We start from the raw sequence: 17237 nt of genomic DNA on the forward strand, positions 1-17237 counted from the left end.
TTTCGCACAAATCTCAACTGTCTGGCGGCGATCCGGCTCCTGCCGAACGCGCAGCGTTGATCAGCGCCAGCAGCTCGTCGCCATAATGCTCGAGCTTCTTGTCGCCGATCCCTGGTATATCGCGCAGCTGGCCGAGCGTGGTCGGGCGGGCGCTGGCGATGCCGTCGATGGTGGAATCGTGCAGCACCACATAGGCTGGTACACCACGCTTGCGCGCGATCTCCGAGCGCCACGCCCTGAGGCTCGCGAGCAGCGGCGCATCGGCGGCTGCGGCCGGCCTCGCCACCAACTCGCCACGTCGTGATTTGCTGCGGATGGCGCGGGTGCTCGCGGTGTCCTCACGCAGCATGACAGGCGTCTCGCCCTTCAGCACGCCGCGCGAACTCTCGGTCAGCTTCAGCGCGCCATAAGCCTCGCTGTCGGGGGCGAGGTGCCCCATCGCCACCAGCTGGCGCAGCGCGGCGCGCCACTGCTTCTCATTCATTTCGCGGCCGATGCCGAACACTGACAATTGATCATGTCCGAACTGCTTGACGCGCTCGGTGGCGCGCCCGACCAGCACATCGATCAGGTGCATGGCGCCGAAGCGCTGGCCGGTGCGATAGGCGCAGGACAACAGCTTCTGCGCGATCACCTTGCCGTCGCGCATCTTCGGTGGCGACACGCAGTTGTCACAATTGCCGCAGTTCTCGGCCGCCGGGCTCTCGCCGAAATAGCTCAGCAGCAGCTTGCGCCGGCAGCCCGCAGTCTCCGCGAGCGCGACCAGCGCATCGAGCTTGCGGATCGACATCCGTTTGAACGCCTCGGCGCCGGTGGATTCGTCGATCATGCGCCGCTGCTGCACGATGTCCGAAAGACCAAAGGCCATCCACGCGGTCGACGCCTTGCCGTCGCGCCCCGCGCGCCCCGTTTCCTGATAGTACGCCTCGATGCTCTTCGGCAGATCGAGATGCGCGACGAAGCGCACGTCCGGCTTGTCGATGCCCATGCCGAAGGCGACGGTGGCCACGACCACCACGCCGTCCTCGTTGATGAAGCGGTCCTGGTTGCGCGAGCGCACCGCAGGGTCGAGGCCGGCGTGATAGGGGATCGCGGTGATGCCGGCCTCGTTCAGCGCCGCCGCGGTGTCCTCGACCTTGGCGCGCGACAGGCAGTAGACGACGCCCGCGTCGCCGGGATGGCGCTCCTTGATGAAGGCCTTGAGCTGCGCCGGCCCGTTATGCTTGTCGACGATCTCGTAGCGGATGTTGGGACGGTCGAAGCTCGCGACGAATTGCGGCGCGTCGGTCAGGCTGAGCCGCTCGGCGATCTCCTTGCGCGTCAGCTCGTCGGCGGTGGCGGTGAGCGCGATGCGCGGCACGTCGGGAAAGCGCTCGGCGATGATCGACAGCCCGATATATTCGGGCCTGAAGTCGTGCCCCCATTGCGACACGCAATGCGCCTCGTCGATTGCGAACAGCGCGATCTCGGCGCGCTCCAACAGCGACAGGCAGCGCGGCGTCACCAGCCGCTCCGGCGCGACATAGAGCAGATCGAGGTCGCCTGCGATCAGCCGGCGCTCGACCTCGTCGGCCTCCTCGCGCGACAGCGTCGAGTTCAGCACGGCCGCGTTGACGCCGGCCTCCAAGAGTCCCGCGACCTGGTCGCGCATCAGCGCGATCAGCGGCGACACCACGATGCCGCAGCCTTTGCGCAGCAGGGCCGGCAGCTGATAGCACAGCGACTTGCCGCCGCCGGTCGGCATCAGCACCAGGCAATTGCCGCCCTCGGCGACATGCCGGACCACCTTCTCCTGCGCGCCGCGAAAGCCCGGCAGCCCGAACACCGAATGCAGCACCGCCAGCGCGCGATCGGCCGTGTCGGTCGGGGCGTTGGGGGCTGTGGGCATGCTGGGAGACTACGCGAACCAGGTCATCTGATCAGACGATTGTAGAGCGCTTTGTCGCGTTGGACAGCGTGATTTATCTTGGGAAGCGAGCTGCCTGCGCCGAACTCCGTTCACCTCTCCCCACCGGGGAGAGGTCGGCGCGAAGCGCCGGGTGAGGGGGCTTGCGCGACGGATGGACCGTAATCCCTCACCCGGATTGCATCTGGCGATGCAATCCGACCTCTCCCGATGGGAGAGGTGGACCGCCGTTGCTGCGACAGTGGAGGCTAGCAATCAGCCCAGCCGCTTCACCGCCGCATCCACCGCCGCCTCGGCGGTGATGCCGAAATGCTTGTACAGCTCCTTGTAGGGGCCGCTCTCGCCGAACGAATGCATGCCGATGAAGATGCCATCGGTGCCGATCACGGCGTCCCAGCCCCAGCGCACCGCGGCCTCGATCGCGATCTTGACCGGCGCGTTGCCGATGATCTTAGCCTTGGCCTCGGCCGGCTGCTCCAGCAGCAATTCCAGCGACGGCACCGAAACGACACGGGCGGCGATGCCGCGCTCGGCGAGCTGCTTCTGCGCGGCCACCGCGATCTCGACCTCGGAGCCGGTGGCGAACAGCGACACCTTGGCCTCGCCTTGCGCCGCGACCAGCTCATAGCCGCCATGGCTGCACGGATTGTCTGATGGAGCCGACGTGCGTAGCTGCGGCAGGTTCTGCCGCGTCAGCGCCAGCACGGTCGGGCCGTTGGTGCGGTTGAGCGCCAGCTCCCAACATTCGGCGGTCTCGACCGCATCGGCCGGGCGAAACACGCGCATGTTCGGGATCGCGCGCAGCGCCGCGAGATGCTCGACCGGCTGGTGCGTCGGGCCGTCCTCGCCGAGGCCGATCGAATCGTGGGTCATCACATAGACCACGCCCGCGCCCATCAGCGCCGACAGGCGCATCGCGCCGCGGGCATAGTCGGAGAACACCAGGAAGGTGGCGCCGTTCGGCGCGAAGCCGCCATGCAGGAAGATGCCGTTCATGGCCGCCGCCATGCCGTGCTCGCGGATGCCGTAATGGATGAAGCGGCCCTTCGGCGTCTTGGCCGAGAACGAGGTGGCCGACTTCGCCTTGTTGTTGTTGGAGCCGGTGAGATCGGCGGAGCCCGCGACGAACTCGAACGGCATTGCCGCCGCGATCACCTCGATCGCGGCCTCCGACGATTTGCGCGTGGCGATGTTGAGCGGATTTTCCAGCAGCGCCTTCTTGTGGTCCTTCAGCGCCTTGGCGAGTGCGGCGGGACGCTCGTGGCGCAGCCGGCGTTCGAATTCCGAACGTTTGCGCGGACCCATCTCGGCGAGCCGCGTCTCCCACTCGGCACGCGCTGGCGCGCCGCGGCGGCCGGCCTCGCGCCAGGCGGCGAGCACGTCGTCGGGCACGGAGAACGGCTCCTGCGAAATGCCGAGCTTCTCCTTGGCGCCCTTCAATTCCTCGGCGCCCAGCGCCTCGCCATGCACCTTGGAGGTGCCGGCCTTGGTCGGCGCGCCATAGCCGATCGTGGTCTTGCAGGCGATCAGGCTCGGACGCGAGGATTTCTGCGCCCGCGCGATCGCAGCGGCAATCGCTTCCGGGTCATGGCCGTCGATCAGCTCGGCCGCCCAGCCGGCCGACTTGAAGCGCTTCACCTGGTCGACCGAATCGGCGATCGACAGCGGGCCGTCGATCGAGATGCCGTTGTCGTCCCACAGCACGATCAGCTTGTTGAGCTTCCAATGCCCGGCCATCGCGATCGCTTCCTGGGAGATTCCCTCCATCAGGTCGCCGTCGGAGGCCAGCACATAGGTGTGATGGTCGACGATCTTCTTGCCGTATTCCGCCTGCAACATCTTCTCGGCCAGCGCCATGCCGACCGCAGTCGAGATGCCCTGGCCGAGCGGGCCGGTGGTGGTCTCGATGCCCTTGGTGCGGAAATTCTCGGGGTGGCCCGGCGTGAGCGAATCGATCTGGCGGAAGCGCTTGATCTGGTCGAGCGTCATCACCTCGTTGCCGGTGAGGTACAGCAGCGCATACAGCAGCATCGAGCCGTGGCCGGCCGACAGCACGAAGCGGTCACGGTCCGGCCAGGCGGGTGCGGCGGCATCATATTTCAGCACGCGGGTGAACAGCACGGTCGCGACATCGGCGGCGCCCATCGGCAGGCCGGGATGGCCGGATTTCGCCTTCTCGACGGCGTCCATTGCGAGCGCGCGGATGGCGTTGGCCATGCGGGAGTGATCGACCTGCGTCATGCTGGAATCCGTCCAAACGTGAAATGCTGATGACAGGAGAGCCGCCGGTATCGCTGGCGGGCCGGGATTTTGCGGGCTGATTAGCACCTCAGTTCCGGGAATCAAAGGCAATGCAACGTCGTTTGCGTCCCAAAAGTTGCTTAGTAGTGCATAGTTTCGGCCGAGCGTTGCACTCGGCTCGCCCAGCACGTAAGATTCTGGCCGTAAACGCTTGCCGGACAGCGGCTTTTGTCGCTATCCCCAGGCGGTATAAGGGCCTCGCATCCGCGTCATGAACGATCACCCTGCCAATCTTGCCGGCCAGGTGGAACCCGGCGCTGCCGATCTGGAGGCGGCGACGCGGCGCCTGATGACCGCGCTCGACGCGCTCGAGAGCGCGGTCGAGCGGCGGCGCGAGGCCGATCGCGACGAGGACGAGCTGGCGACGCGCATCCAGGCGCTCGGCGCCGACCGCTCGCGGCTCGCCGACGAGCTCGACGGCTCCTTGATGAAGACGCGCCGGCTGGAGCGCACCAACCGCGAGATCGCCGAGCGGCTGGACACCGCGATCGGCACCATCCGCGCAGTGCTCAATGGCGCCGGGCAAGACAGCGCTGAAGACGAGGATGACGAATGAGCCACATCAACGTCACCATCAACGGCCGCCAATATCGCATGGCCTGCGAGGAAGGCCAGGAGCTGCGGCTGCTGAAGCTCGCCGAGAGTCTCGAATCGCGCATCACTGGTTTGCGCGGCAAGTTCGGCGAGATCGGCGACGCCCGGCTCACCGTGATGGCCGCGCTCACCGTGTGCGACGAGCTGATCGACGCCAATCAGCGCGTGCAGCTGCTGGAGCAGGAGCTCGAAGGCCTGCGCAACGTCCGCAACCAGGCCAGCGACCGCGCCCGCGCGACGCAAGTCGCAGTGGCGAAAGCGTTGAACGCCGCGGCCGAGCGCATCGAGCGCACGACCCAGGTGCTGAACCGCACGATCGGCGGCGGCGTGGCGATCGGGTAGGGTAGGGCGAGCTACCAACTCATCATCGGCCTCGGCACTGATACGTCCTGTCATTCGCCAGTGCATATGACTGTGCCCTCTCCCCTTGTGGGAGAGGGCATGTACGAAATCAGTGCCAAGCTCGGTTGGGTGAGGGGTATCTGTCCGCAAATTGCGCTGGTGGAGAGAACCCCTCACCCAACCGCGGACATGGACAAGCCGGCGATGCCCTCTCCCACAAGGGGAGAGGGCGCTGTATCTGGCAGCACACTCGTCTCTTCGATATCTTGCTCACATTCGCCCGAGCTGCGCCTCGATCGCCAGCTTGTCGATCACCGACCAGACCTCTGCGATCCTCCTGTCGCGAAACTCGTAGAACACGTTCTCGCCGAAGGCGATGCGCCGGCCGTTTACGGGCAGGCCGAGAAACTCACCCTTCGGCGTGCAGTCGAAGTCCAGCCGGCACGCGACATGCGGCGGGCTCGCCACCAGCAGGCCGATGTTGAAGCGAAGATCGGGAATGGCAGCGAAGTCGCCGATCAGCATGTCGCGATAGCCAGGCAGTCCAAGCTGCCGGCCGTTATGCACGACGTGCTCGTGCACGAAATCCCCGAGCGCGGGCCAAGCCTGCGCATTCAGGCAGACAATGTAGGCGCGATAGTGATTGGCAAGCTCGGCTGCGGTCATCGGCTGCGCTTCGTTCGGAACGAGAGCGGGCCAACCTCGCGCAAGGGCAACGGTTCCGAGGATGTGATCAAATGCCCTCCAGGATCAGCACGATCACTTCCAACGGAAATGCTGCGAGCACTGCGCCGACGACGAGGCCGACAATGCCCAGCACCACCGCGCCGATCCAGCCGCCGGAGTGGAGGCCAGCGGCGACACCCACGAATGTCCCAGTTGCGATCGCACATACAGCCCAGATCGCGTAAACGATGCGTCCGATCGCCTTCAGCATGCGTGACCTCGCGAAGCAGCGGCCTCCCCCCTCCCAATCATTCGTCGTGCCACGCGGCGATTGTGCAGCAGCGAACGCGATCACGTCGTCGCGATGCAATCGTGTTGCGAGCGCTTGTCGTTCGCCGCGTGCTGCCCTACTGCTGGAGCAGGCGGACATCATCATATCCCGCGTCCACAAGCGGGTTCGTGTTCGCCTCAGGGAGGTGCTCTTGACCAGACCGATCCTTGCGGCGGCCGCCGCAGCCTTCACCACGCTCGCCACGCCGCTCGCCGCCGCGCCGCTGCCCGAAGCCAAGCCCGACGAGGTCGGCTTCTCGCAGGCGGGCCTCGCCCGCATGGACGATTTCTTCGCCCGCGAGATCGCCGCCAAGCGCGTGCCGGGCGCGGTGGTCGCGATCGCGCGTGACGGCAAGCTGGTGCACTACAAGGCCTATGGCCAGCTCGATCCGGTCAAGGGCACGCCGATGCCGCTGGATGCGATCTTCGCGCTGGCCTCGATGACCAAGCCGATGGCCGCGGTGGCGGGGCTCACCCTGATGGAGCAGGGCCGTCTGCCGCTGCAAGCCAAGCTCGCCGACTACTATCCGGGGTTCGCCGACATGAAGGTCGGCGTCGTCCAGGAGAACGGCGCGCTGCTCTCGGTGCCCCAGGCGAGGCCGATCCTGATCCACGATCTCTACCGCCACACCTCCGGCCTGATGTATGGCGGCCGCCCAGACAGCGCGAGCCCGGTGGCGCGGCTCTATCCCGACGGCATCGCGCCGGCGATCGAGGGCGACACGCAGGCCTTCATCGAGCGCATCACCAAGCTGCCGCTGGCGCATCAGCCGGGCACGCAATTCGAGTATGGCTTCTCGATCGACGTGCTCGGCGCCGTCGTCGAGAAGGTCAGCGAGCAGCGGCTCGGCGAGTATCTCTCCAACAATGTCTGGAAGCCGCTCGGGATGCAGGACGCGACCTTCGCGCCGTCGGAGGCGCAGCGGCCGCGGCTGGCCCGGCCGTTCCCGAACGATCCGCTGACCGGCAAGCCGCAGGCGATCAGGCTTCTGGACACGCCGACGAAGTCGGATTGCGGCGGCGCCTGCTCCTTTGCCACCGTCGGCGACTACATCCGCTTCGGCCAGATGCTGCTCAATGGCGGTGAGCTCGACGGCGCGCGCATCCTCAGCCCGAAGACGGTGCACCACATGACCTCCAACCATCTCGGGCCCGAGATCAAGAACACCGTCGCCACCGTCGAGCCGCATCGCGCCGGCTTCGGTTTTGGCTTGAGTGTCGCCGTGCGCACCAGTGAGGGCCTCTCGGCGGTGCCCGGCAATCCCGGCGAGTTCAGCTGGAATGGCGCCTTCGGCACGCAGTTCTTCTGCGATCCCAAGGAGCGCCTTGTCGTGGTCGTCGGCACCGCGGCGCCCGGCGACCTGCGCAAATATTATCGCGAGCAGGTGCAGGACATCGTCTATGGCGCGATGGTAAGGTAGCGCATGCTCACCGTTCATCATCTCGGCAAGTCCCAATCCGAACGCATCGTCTGGCTCTGCGAGGAGCTGGAGATTCCCTACGAATTGAAATGCTACGCGCGCGACGCCAGCACGATCCTGGCGCCCGCCGAGTACAAGGCGCTGCATCCGATCGGTGCGGCGCCCGTCATCACCGACGGCGAGCTCGTGCTCGCCGAATCCGGTGCTGTCGTCGACTATATCATTGCCAGATACGGCCAGGGCCGGCTGCGGCCGGGGCCTGACGATCCCGACTTCGCGCCGTTCCTGTATTGGTTTCACGTTGCCAACGGCACCTTGCAGGCGGCGATGGGGCGGCTGATGATCCTCAACCGGCTCGGCCTGCCGGACGACAATGCCATGCTCGGCGCGATGCGCCGCCGCGTCGAGCTTGCCTTCGCCGCTGTCGAGACCCGCTGCGGCGAGGCCGACTATCTCGCAGGCCCCGCGCTCACCGCGGCCGACATCATGACCGTGTTCTCACTGACCACCATGCGCTACTTCCAGCCCTACGATCTCGCGCCATACCCCAACATCCGCGCCTATCTGTCGCGCATCGGCGCCCGTCCCGCCTATCAGCGCGCGATGGCCAAGGGCGATCCGGGGATGGCGTTGTTGTTGAGCTGATCCGGAGAACCTTCGGGCGAAGAGCCCGGCGGCTTGCTCAGTGCAAACCTCTCCCCGCCCTTTGCGGGGAGAGGTCGGATTGCGCAGCAATCCGGGTGAGGGGCATGGCACGCGCGGGGCCCAGGCTGAAGTCCATCGGACGGGCACGGATAGCTCTGCGTCACGCAAGCAGATGCACCGCCCGTGCGGTTGCCCCTCACCCCAACCCTCTCCCCGTGAAGAACGGGGAGAGGGAGCAGACTGCCCGAGTAGCGATAGATCGCCTCACTCAACTATCATCGACTGATGAGTCGAAGCCGTACGCAGCCTTTTCTGGACTCACTCACTTCTGCCGCTTCCGGCTCCATTCCAGGAACGAGCGATACAGCTCCTCCTTCTCCGCCTTCGACGGCGGCGCCTTGGCTTGCGAGGCGAGGAAGGCTTCGAAGCGCTCCTGCTGGGTCAGGCTGCCGGTGGCCGCCGGCGGCAGGCCGATGTCGGCTTCCTTCTTCATGCGCTCCAGCACGGTCTCGACGTAAGGGTAGCGTTGCCAGCCCGGCACCTGGGCGTCGAGGTTGAGATCCTTCCAGCCGGGATGAAACGGCGGCTGCTGCAGCCGGGCGAGGTTGGTGAACAACGTGTCGACGAAGCGGTTGACGCGGTCGGCGCGGTCGCTGCCGGGCTTCCAATTGTACACGGCGAGCACCGAGGGAACGGCGATCGTCTCCACCGCGGTGTCCGCCGCAACCAAGCCGGGATAGTGCTCGGCCTTGATGCTGGTCGGATAGTAGAAATCGGAAAATTGCTGCGTGTACGGCACCGGCACGAAATGGAAGCCCGGATCGGCCTTCTTGCCGGCGAACACCTCGCCGGGCTTGGAGGCGACATACACCATCGCCGCGATCTCGCCCTTGTGCAGCTTCTCCAGCGCGACAGGCCCGCCGACGGCGACCGGCTCGATGTCGATGCCGAGCCGACGGAAGATCAGCGGCCCGGTATGCGCGGCGGCGACGCCGGACGTGCCGACCGCGACCTTCTGTCCCTTCAGGTCCTGCAGCGTCTTGAACTCGTCGCGCGCATAGATGTGCACGTCGGAGATGAAGAAGCGCAGCACGTAGCGGATGCGATCGTTGATGTTCGAAAGGCCGGCCTGCTTGGCGTAGAAGTCGAAGGCATCGGCATAGGTGATGGCGACGTCGACGCCGCGCAGATACAAGAGGTCCGCGATGTTCGAGGTCGTGCCGCGCGTCACCATCGGGATCAGGCGCATGTTGTCGCCGTCATCCATCGTGCGCGCCATCTCGCTGGCGAAGCGCACGAAGCCGCCGTCGGGCAGGCCGGCGGCGAGGCCGACCGTCCACTGGTTCATGCGCGCCTTGATGGCCAGCTCCTCCGAGGCGCCGCGCGGCTCGGGCGCACGGGTCTCCACCACCCGGATCTCGACGGCGCGCCGCTCGGGCGCACGCGCCGGCTTCAGGGAGAGCGGCGCCGTGGGCTGGTCTTGCGCCCAAGCTGTGGCGTTGAAGGTGAAGAAGGCAGCAGAGATCGTTGCCAGCGCCATCAGCGCTGGGCTCGCGAGCGTTCGACGCATGACGATAGTCCCCCGATCGCGTCTGCCCTCGTGTCCCCGTGAGCAGACTGATGTGACCGCTTCAATCCAAGGTCGTATTGTTGTGCGACCTAAACCGGGCAGATTTGCGGCGGCGACTACCTATGGTTTCAGATAGCTCCAGCCGCTCTCTTGTAGTTCCATCAGCCGGACGGCGCCTGATGGCACGAGGCTCGCCTCGGCGACGATCGCGATCGGATGCCCCTCGCGCTTCTCCATGCCGCGCTTGGTGATGTTGCAGGCGGAGAATCGGATCTTGGCGGGAAAGCTCAGCTCGGCGATCTGCTTCAGCCGGTCCTTCACCGGCGAGGTGTCCTCGCGCAGCATGTTGAGACCGGGCCCGTAGGTGACGAGCTCGATCTCGACCTCCTCGCCCTTCTCCTTGAAGGTTTCCATGATGTTGCTGGCATTGTTGAGCGCCAGGTTCATGATCGCCGGATCGTTCTGATCGACCTGGATCGAGACGCGGTGAATCTTGACGTCGGCGGCGAGGCTCGCACCCGCCGAGGCGATCAGCAGCGCGCACGTCGCCGCCGCAGTTCTGAGATGAAAGCGCATGCCAGGACTCCAATGGACGCAACAGGAATGCACGATACAAGGCATTGGGTGTGGCGGTGATCTGCCACAACCTCAGCTCCAATCGATGAGCCCCAATCGTGGCGAGACTATGCGCTGACGGCGCAGCGCCGCCGCCCTTGCCATGCCTACCGTTGTCGTCCCGGCGAACGCCGGGACCCATAACCACCGCTGTTAGTTGGTGCACTCGCTGACTGCTGTCGTGCCTCATGGATGAATCCCGCGGTATGGATCCCGGCGTTCGCCGGGATGACGACGGAATGCTGGGATGCGTCATGGCTAACCGATGCACGAGAAGTGTTGTCAGCGACCACACGACGGGCAAGCCGCACATACCCACCATGCGCCAACTGCCCGTCGCGTTACGATGTCGCACACCGCAGGCCTTGTCGTGTCGGGCAAATCAGGCCGATGCTCTCGCTCGTCCTGCTGCCGCATGAGGGGCGTGTCGCGACCGTCACGAGGCGTTGGCTGTGGGATGCGATGGGCGTGTGTCGACGCAGCGTGAAGCGATTTGCGCGGACGAACGGCGAGGCACGACCGGTCAAGTCGCGTGGTCCTGACACCCCGAAGCTGGTGTCCCCCTTGCGACGACGCCTCAGGCGTCGCGCAGGGCATGGTGGCCAACAAGCCCGGCGCACCAGGGAGATCGCGGAGCAGCCGTTCAAACCGTCGCGCAGGGGAGGCCGGGCGAGTCCGGCTGCACCTGTGGTACCTGCCGCCTGCATTTTTTCTCGCAGGCGGGCCGCGGGCGTCAGCCGACGTCCGGCCTTCCCTGCGCCCTCTGTTCCAAGGAGGGTGATTGAAAAGAACAACTCGGGCGCTGAGCGCCGCGAGAGAGCGATCCCATGCCTGAAGCTGGATTGGTCACCTCCGCAGGAGAATTCCGGCATGACCAAATGGATCTGCTGCCAAGCAGGACGGTCGGCGCACCAGCGCGGTCCTCATGGGTCGAGACGCGCTCCCGGATCGGTCGAGCCGCCGGCGAATTCCATCATCGCTTCGTTCCCGGGCCTTCGCTCACGCATAGGGGTCGATCAGCCGCTGCTGGTCAGCCGAGTGCCGCGCCAGCATATCGATAAAGGTCCTGATCTTGGCCGAGACCAGATGTCGGTGCGGGTAGACCGCGATCATGGCCATGTCGACAGGGCGGTAGTCGGGCAGCAGCCGCACCAGGCGGCCGGCTTCGAGATCATCGCTGACCAGAAAGCCGGCAGCCATCACGACGCCGACGCCGTCGAGCGCGGCGCGGCGCAGAGCCTCGCCGCTGTTGGTGATCAGGCTGCCGGCGATCCGGGCCGAGGCGGGACGGCCCTCGCGATCAACGAAGCGCCATTCGCTGCCATAGGGATAATTGATATGGCGGCAGCAATTGCGGCTGCCGAGCTCGGCGAGCGACGACAGCGCGCCATGCTTCTCCAGATAGGCGGGCGAGCAGCACAGCACATGCCGCCAAGTCGCAAGGTTGCGCACGATCAGGCTGGAATCCGGCAGCGTCGTCATGCGGACCGCGATGTCGAACCCCTCCTCGATCAGATCGACGTTGGTCTCGCCCATCATCAGCTCGACCTTGACGTCCGGATAGGTCGACAGGAACTGCGCCGCCACCGGTGCAACGAACGGGATGATATGGGTCGCCGAATGCACCCGGAGCGTTCCGCGGGGGCTCGTGTGCTGCGCGCTTGCGAGGTCGTCGGCCTGGGCGAGATCGGCCAGGATCTGCGTGCTGCGCTCATAATAGGCGCGGCCGATCTCGGTCAGGCTCACCCGGCGCGTCGTCCGGTTGAGCAGCCGGGCGCCGAGCCGCTCCTCCAGGGCCTGCACATGGTTGGAGACCATGGTGGTCGACATGTTGAGGCGGCGGGCGGCCGCGGAGAAACCGCCGGCGTCGACCACGCCGACGAAGGCGGTCAGGCTGTCGAAGCGATCCATGTCACCCCCGTATTGTCCATCTGAGATTGATAATCATTTCGTAGATCGCGGTATTATACCGAACCGCGGGACATCGCATCTATGGAGCGAAGGGCGGCGCCACTTCCGACATTCCGCCGCCCGGAGTCCCGCTATGTCGCACACGAGCTATGTTTCTGATCTCAAACCCAAAACGAGCCTGCTGCCGGGCCGCGCCCTGCTCAAGCGCTTCGGACTCGGGCTGTTCCTGGCCTTAGCCGCCGCCGCGGGTGGTCATTATGGCTATGATTATCTGAGGACCGGCCGCTATCTCGAATCGACCGACGACGCCTATGTGAAGGCCGATTCCACCATCGTGGCGCCGAAAGTCTCCGGCTACATCGCGCAGGTGGAGGTCGGCGACAATGAGAGCGTCAAGGCCGGTCAGGTGCTGGCGCGGATCGACGACCGCGATTTCAAGGCGGCGCTCGACCAGGCGCGGGCCGATGTCGCCGCGGCCGACGCCTCCGTGCGCAATCTCGATGCGCAGCTCGCTTTGCAGCAGCCCATCATCGCGCAGGGGGCGGCCGATGTCGCGGCGGCCGAGGCCAATCTCAAATTCGCCCAGGAGGAGCGGGCCCGCTACGACGAGCTGATGAAGTCGGGCTCCGGCACGATCCAGCGCGCGCAGCAGACCGATGCGGCGTTGCGCGCCGGCAATGCCCAGCTCCAGCGCGCGCAATCGGGCCTCTCCGCCGCGCAGCTCAAGGTGGAGGTGCTCACCACCGACCGGGCCAAGGCCGTGGCGCAGCTGGCCCGTGCCCGCGCCGCCGAGCAGCAGGCTTCGTTGAATCTCTCCTATACCGAGATCACTGCGCCGGTCGATGGCACCGTCGGTGCGCGCTCGCTGCGGGTCGGCCAGTTCGTACAGGCGGGCACGCAGTTGATGGCGGTGGTGCCGCTCGACGCGGTCTATGTGATCGCGAATTTCAAGGAGACGCAGCTCACTTACGTGCGGGCCGGCCAGCCGGTCGAGCTTCGCATCGACGGCTTCCGCGACCACGCGCTCCACGGCCATGTCGACAGCCTGGCGCCGGCCAGCGGGCTCGAGTTTGCGCTGCTGCCGCCGGACAACGCGACCGGCAACTTCACCAAGATCGTGCAGCGCGTGCCGGTCAAGATCGTGCTCGACGACCATGATCTCACCGGACTGCTGCGCCCGGGCATGTCGGCGGAGCCGACGGTGGACACCAAGGCCGCCGTGATGGCGGCCCAGGACAATGCCAGGCGCGTGGCCGGCAATTCCTCGCGGCAGAGTCACGGGTCTCTCGCCGAGATCGCGCCGCCCATCACGGCGACGGGCCGCCAAGACTGATCTTCATTTCCAAGACTAATTCTCCTTTCGATGAGCCTCTCCATGACGACGCATCAATCCACTGTGGCGCCACCCGCACCGGCCTCAGCCAGTGCGGTGTCCGCCAAGACCTGGATCGCCGTGATCGGCGCCACCCTCGGCGCCTTCATGGCGGTCCTGAACATCCAGATCGTCAATGCCTCGCTCGCCGACATCCAGGGCGCGATCGGCGCGGGCATCGATGACGGCGGCTGGATCTCGACCTCCTATCTGATCGCCGAGATCGTGGTCATTCCCTTGAGTGGATGGCTGGCGCGCGTCTTCTCGGTCAGGCTCTATCTGCTCACCAATGCGATGCTGTTCCTTTTGATGTCGGCGGCCTGTGCGCTGGCCCAGGACCTGACGCAGATGATCGTGCTGCGCGCGGTGCAGGGATTCAGCGGCGGCGTGCTGATCCCGATGGCCTTCACGCTGATCATCACGCTGCTGCCGCGGGCGAAGCAGCCGACCGGGCTGGCGCTGTTCGCGCTGTCGGCCACCTTCGCGCCGGCGATCGGGCCGACCATCGGCGGCTACCTCACCGAGAATTTCGGCTGGCAATATATCTTCTACGTCAACATCGTGCCCGGCGCGATCATGGTCGGCATGCTGTGGTATGCGCTGGAGCCGAAGCCGATGAACCTTGCGCTGCTGCGCGAGGGCGACTGGCTCGGGATCATCACGATGGCGATCGGGCTGTCGGCGCTGCAGACCGTGCTGGAGGAGGGCAACAAGGACGACTGGTTCGGCTCGCCCTTCATCGTCAGGCTGTCGGTCGTCGCCGTGGTCGCGCTCACCGCCTTTCTCGTCATCGAGCTCAGCGTCGAGAAGCCGCTTCTGAACCTGCGCCTGCTGGTCCGGCGCAATTTCGGCTTCGGCATTCTCGCCAATGTCCTGCTGGGCGTCGCGCTGTATGGCTCGGTGTTCATCCTGCCGCAGTATCTGGCGCGCATCCAGGGTTACAATGCCGAGCAGATCGGCATGGTGCTGGCCTGGACCGGGCTGCCGCAACTGGTGCTGATCCCGCTGGTGCCGAAGCTGATGCAGCGGATCGACGCACGGATCGTGATCGGGATTGGCCTGCTGCTGTTCGCCATCTCCAATTTCATGAACATCTTCATGACCAATGACTACGCTACCGATCAGCTGTTCTGGCCCAACATCGTCCGCGCCATCGGCCAGGCGCTGGCGATGGCGCCGTTGTCGGCGGTCGCCACCGCCGGGATCGAGCGGGAGAATGCCGGCTCGGCATCCGGCCTGTTCAACATGATGCGCAATCTCGGCGGCGCCGTGGGCATTGCGCTGCTGCAGACCGTGCTGACCAAGCGCGAGCAGTATCACTCAAACGTGCTGATGCAGTCGGTGTCGCTGTTCGAGCAGGCGACGCGGACCCGGCTGGAGCAGTTGACGAATTATTTCATCGCCCATGGCGTGACCGACCGGACGGACGCCGCGCGCCGCGCCTATGTGGCAATCGGCCACCTCGTGCAGAAGCAGGCCTTCATCCAGGCCTTCAGCGATACGTTCTATCTGCTGGGCGTGGCGCTGCTGGTCGCGGTGGCGGCCGCGCTGTTTCTGAAGAAGCCCCGCGGCGTCGCGGCAGGCGACGCTCATTGAGGTCACGCGACCGCCTCGGCGGCCCGCTCGGGCAATATGGCCGAGGACGGGCCTGGTCGCCCTGGCAAATCGCCCGCGCGGTTGCTACATAGGTCCTTGCGAGGCTGCGACGCGCGTCCGGAACCAACATATCCCCGGGGCCTTATCGATCCTTAAGGGAACTGTCCCTGGCCAGGTCCGTGGACCTGGACATATGGTGCCCACCTACTTTCGTAGGGAACTCCGGGATCGAGCGTTTCAACGGCGATTGCGGCTTCGCTCTGCTCTTTTCTCGCGCCGCTCCGGTCCCCTCGCATGCCGATGAAGGCCGCTCAGCACACCAAGCAGCAATTGCGCGCCGCCGCGCTTGCCGCGCGCGATGCGCTGTCCGAGGATGCACGCAAGGCCGCCGCCGCGACCATCGCCGCGCGCGGCCTGCCATTTCCCCTGAAGCCCGGCGCGGTGGTCTCCGGCTACGCGCCGATCCGCAACGAGCTCGATCCGATGCCGCTGCTGCACGTGCTCGCCGGGCAGGGCGCGCGGCTGGCGCTGCCGGTGGTGCTGGCGCGCGGCCATTCGCTGTCGTTCCGCGCCTACGCGCCGGGCGACCGGCTGACCCTGGGCGCGCTGGGAATCCCCGAGCCGTCACCGGTGGCGGCCGAGCTGGTGCCGGACGTCATGCTGGTGCCGCTCGCCGCCTTCGACCGCACCGGGCATCGCATCGGCTATGGCGGCGGCTATTACGATTACACCTTCTCGCACCTGCGGAAATCGCACCACGTCGTCGGCATCGGCCTCGGCTTCGCCGTTCAGGAAACCGAGGCGGTCCCGGCCTTGGCCCACGACGCGGCGCTGGATTATGTGCTAACCGAGCTCGAGACCTTGGATTTCCGGAGCATTTGAGTTGCGCATTCTCTTCGTCGGCGACGTCGTCGGCCGGTCCGGCCGCAGCGCCGTCACAGACCATCTTCCTGGCCTGATCCGCGACTGGCGGCTCGATCTCGTGATCGTCAACGGCGAGAACGCCGCCGGCGGATTCGGCATCACCGAAGCGATCTACCAGGAGCTGGTCGATGCCGGCGCCGACGCGGTGACGCTCGGCAATCATTCCTGGGATCAGCGCGAGGCGCTGGTGTTCATCGAGCGGGCGCCACGCCTGGTGCGCCCTGCGAACTATCCGCCGGGCACGCCCGGCCGTGGCGCGGCACTGATTGAGACCAAGACCGGAGCCCGTGCGCTGGTGGTCAACGTGCTCGGTCGCGTGTTCATGACGCCGTTCGACGATCCGTTCGCAGCCATCGCCCGCGAGATCGGCGCCTGTCCGCTGCGCGAGGCGGCCGATGCCATTGTGGTCGATGTGCATTGCGAAGCCACCAGCGAGAAGCAGGGCTTTGGCCATTTCTGCGACGGCCGCGTCAGCCTCGTCGTCGGGACGCACACGCATGTGCCGACGGCGGATCACCAGATCCTGCCCGGCGGCACCGCCTACATGACCGACGCCGGCATGACCGGCGACTACGACTCCATCATCGGCATGCAGAAGGACGAGCCGCTGCGCCGCTTCCAGTCCGGCATCCCGTCGGCCCGGTTCGAGCCGGCAATGGGCGAGGCGACCTTGAGCGGCGTCGCGGTCGAGACCGACGATGCCACGGGGCTCGCGGAGCTGATCGCGCCGGTGCGCATCGGCGGACGTCTGTCGCCGGCCAAGCCGACATTCTGGGGGGCTTGAAATCGCGGCGCGCGCGTCAGAAGCCGAAGAACTTTTCGCGCAAGGCATCCTCATAGGCCGCCTTGGCGTCCTTCACCTTGCCGCGCACCGCGTCCTCGTCGAAATGCGCCTGCTCCCAGCTGTCGATGTCGGCGACGTCGTGGTTGACAGAGGCGAGCTCCTCCTCGCGGCGGATCGCCACGATCCATTCCTCGACTGCCTCCTTGTAGGCCTTCTGCAGTGCATCGAGCTCGGGATGGTCGCTCATCTCTCAACTCCTC

At 66.1% G+C, this 17237-nt stretch carries 16 protein-coding genes and 1 other RNA gene; 9 read left to right on the plus strand and 8 right to left on the minus strand.

Features of this window, described 5'->3' with window-relative positions:
- Positions 1-13 precede the first annotated feature (13 nt).
- Complete coding sequence (gene recQ / locus ACVILH_RS11930) at positions 14-1888, minus strand: DNA helicase RecQ (protein ID WP_456713057.1); 1875 nt, start codon at positions 1886-1888, stop codon at positions 14-16.
- 273 nt (positions 1889-2161) lie between these two features.
- Positions 2162-4147 carry a transketolase gene (tkt, locus tag ACVILH_RS11935; protein ID WP_456713058.1) on the minus strand — a complete coding sequence of 662 codons (1986 nt, stop codon included), beginning with the start codon at positions 4145-4147 and terminating at the stop codon, positions 2162-2164.
- A gap of 271 nt (positions 4148-4418) precedes the next feature.
- Between tkt and ACVILH_RS11940 the strand changes: the two genes are divergently transcribed.
- A complete protein-coding gene (locus tag ACVILH_RS11940) occupies positions 4419-4763 on the plus strand; it encodes a DUF4164 domain-containing protein (protein ID WP_456713059.1) in 345 nt (114 codons plus the stop codon).
- A complete protein-coding gene (locus ACVILH_RS11945; protein WP_456713060.1) occupies positions 4760-5143 on the plus strand; it encodes a cell division protein ZapA in 384 nt (127 codons plus the stop codon). The genes ACVILH_RS11940 and ACVILH_RS11945 overlap by 4 nt, the downstream gene beginning before the upstream one ends.
- Positions 5144-5413: 270 nt before the next feature.
- On the opposite strand, the gene ACVILH_RS11950 is transcribed toward ACVILH_RS11945, so the two are convergent.
- On the minus strand, positions 5414-5809 hold the full coding sequence (locus ACVILH_RS11950; protein ID WP_456713061.1) for an ester cyclase: 396 nt from the start codon (positions 5807-5809) through the stop codon (positions 5414-5416).
- A gap of 67 nt (positions 5810-5876) precedes the next feature.
- Positions 5877-6080 carry a hypothetical protein gene (locus ACVILH_RS11955; protein WP_456713062.1) on the minus strand — a complete coding sequence of 68 codons (204 nt, stop codon included), beginning with the start codon at positions 6078-6080 and terminating at the stop codon, positions 5877-5879.
- A 205-nt stretch (positions 6081-6285) separates the two neighbouring features.
- On the opposite strand from ACVILH_RS11955, the gene ACVILH_RS11960 reads away from it, so the two are divergent.
- Positions 6286-7560 carry a serine hydrolase domain-containing protein gene (locus ACVILH_RS11960; RefSeq protein WP_456713063.1) on the plus strand — a complete coding sequence of 425 codons (1275 nt, stop codon included), beginning with the start codon at positions 6286-6288 and terminating at the stop codon, positions 7558-7560.
- Positions 7561-7563: 3 nt separating this feature from the next.
- Positions 7564-8205 (plus strand): glutathione S-transferase family protein, encoded by a 642-nt coding sequence (locus ACVILH_RS11965; protein WP_456713064.1) that lies wholly within the window; start codon positions 7564-7566, stop codon positions 8203-8205.
- Positions 8206-8527: 322 nt separating this feature from the next.
- Here ACVILH_RS11965 and ACVILH_RS11970 read toward each other — a convergent pair whose 3' ends face one another.
- From ACVILH_RS11970 to ACVILH_RS11980, 3 genes are all read right to left on the minus strand, one after another.
- Entirely contained in the window at positions 8528-9775 is a 1248-nt protein-coding gene (locus ACVILH_RS11970; protein WP_456713065.1) for a TAXI family TRAP transporter solute-binding subunit, read from the minus strand.
- Between the two features lie 120 nt (positions 9776-9895).
- The gene (locus ACVILH_RS11975) at positions 9896-10351 is read right to left on the minus strand and encodes a DsrE family protein (RefSeq protein ID WP_456713066.1); all 456 of its coding nucleotides are present in this window, start codon (positions 10349-10351) and stop codon (positions 9896-9898) included.
- Positions 10352-11389: 1038 nt separating this feature from the next.
- Positions 11390-12301: a LysR family transcriptional regulator gene (locus ACVILH_RS11980; RefSeq protein WP_456713067.1), complete on the minus strand. Its 912-nt coding sequence runs from the start codon at positions 12299-12301 to the stop codon at positions 11390-11392.
- Between the two features lie 133 nt (positions 12302-12434).
- On the opposite strand from ACVILH_RS11980, the gene ACVILH_RS11985 reads away from it, so the two are divergent.
- The 5 genes from ACVILH_RS11985 to ACVILH_RS12005 all read left to right on the plus strand — a co-directional run bounded on the left by ACVILH_RS11985 (position 12435) and on the right by ACVILH_RS12005 (position 16977).
- Positions 12435-13634 (plus strand): HlyD family secretion protein, encoded by a 1200-nt coding sequence (locus ACVILH_RS11985; protein ID WP_456713068.1) that lies wholly within the window; start codon positions 12435-12437, stop codon positions 13632-13634.
- A 42-nt stretch (positions 13635-13676) separates the two neighbouring features.
- A complete protein-coding gene (locus ACVILH_RS11990; RefSeq protein WP_456713069.1) occupies positions 13677-15269 on the plus strand; it encodes an MDR family MFS transporter in 1593 nt (530 codons plus the stop codon).
- A 98-nt stretch (positions 15270-15367) separates the two neighbouring features.
- Positions 15368-15529: non-coding RNA, 6S RNA (gene ssrS / locus ACVILH_RS11995), on the plus strand.
- Positions 15530-15569: 40 nt separating this feature from the next.
- Entirely contained in the window at positions 15570-16151 is a 582-nt protein-coding gene (locus ACVILH_RS12000) for a 5-formyltetrahydrofolate cyclo-ligase (protein WP_456716954.1), read from the plus strand.
- Position 16152: 1 nt separating this feature from the next.
- Complete coding sequence (locus ACVILH_RS12005; RefSeq protein ID WP_456713070.1) at positions 16153-16977, plus strand: TIGR00282 family metallophosphoesterase; 825 nt, start codon at positions 16153-16155, stop codon at positions 16975-16977.
- A 16-nt stretch (positions 16978-16993) separates the two neighbouring features.
- Here ACVILH_RS12005 and ACVILH_RS12010 read toward each other — a convergent pair whose 3' ends face one another.
- On the minus strand, positions 16994-17224 hold the full coding sequence (locus ACVILH_RS12010) for a hypothetical protein (protein WP_456713071.1): 231 nt from the start codon (positions 17222-17224) through the stop codon (positions 16994-16996).
- Between the last annotated feature and the right edge of the window lie 13 nt (positions 17225-17237).

It is taken from the genome of Bradyrhizobium sp. USDA 4353 (assembly GCF_054063215.1).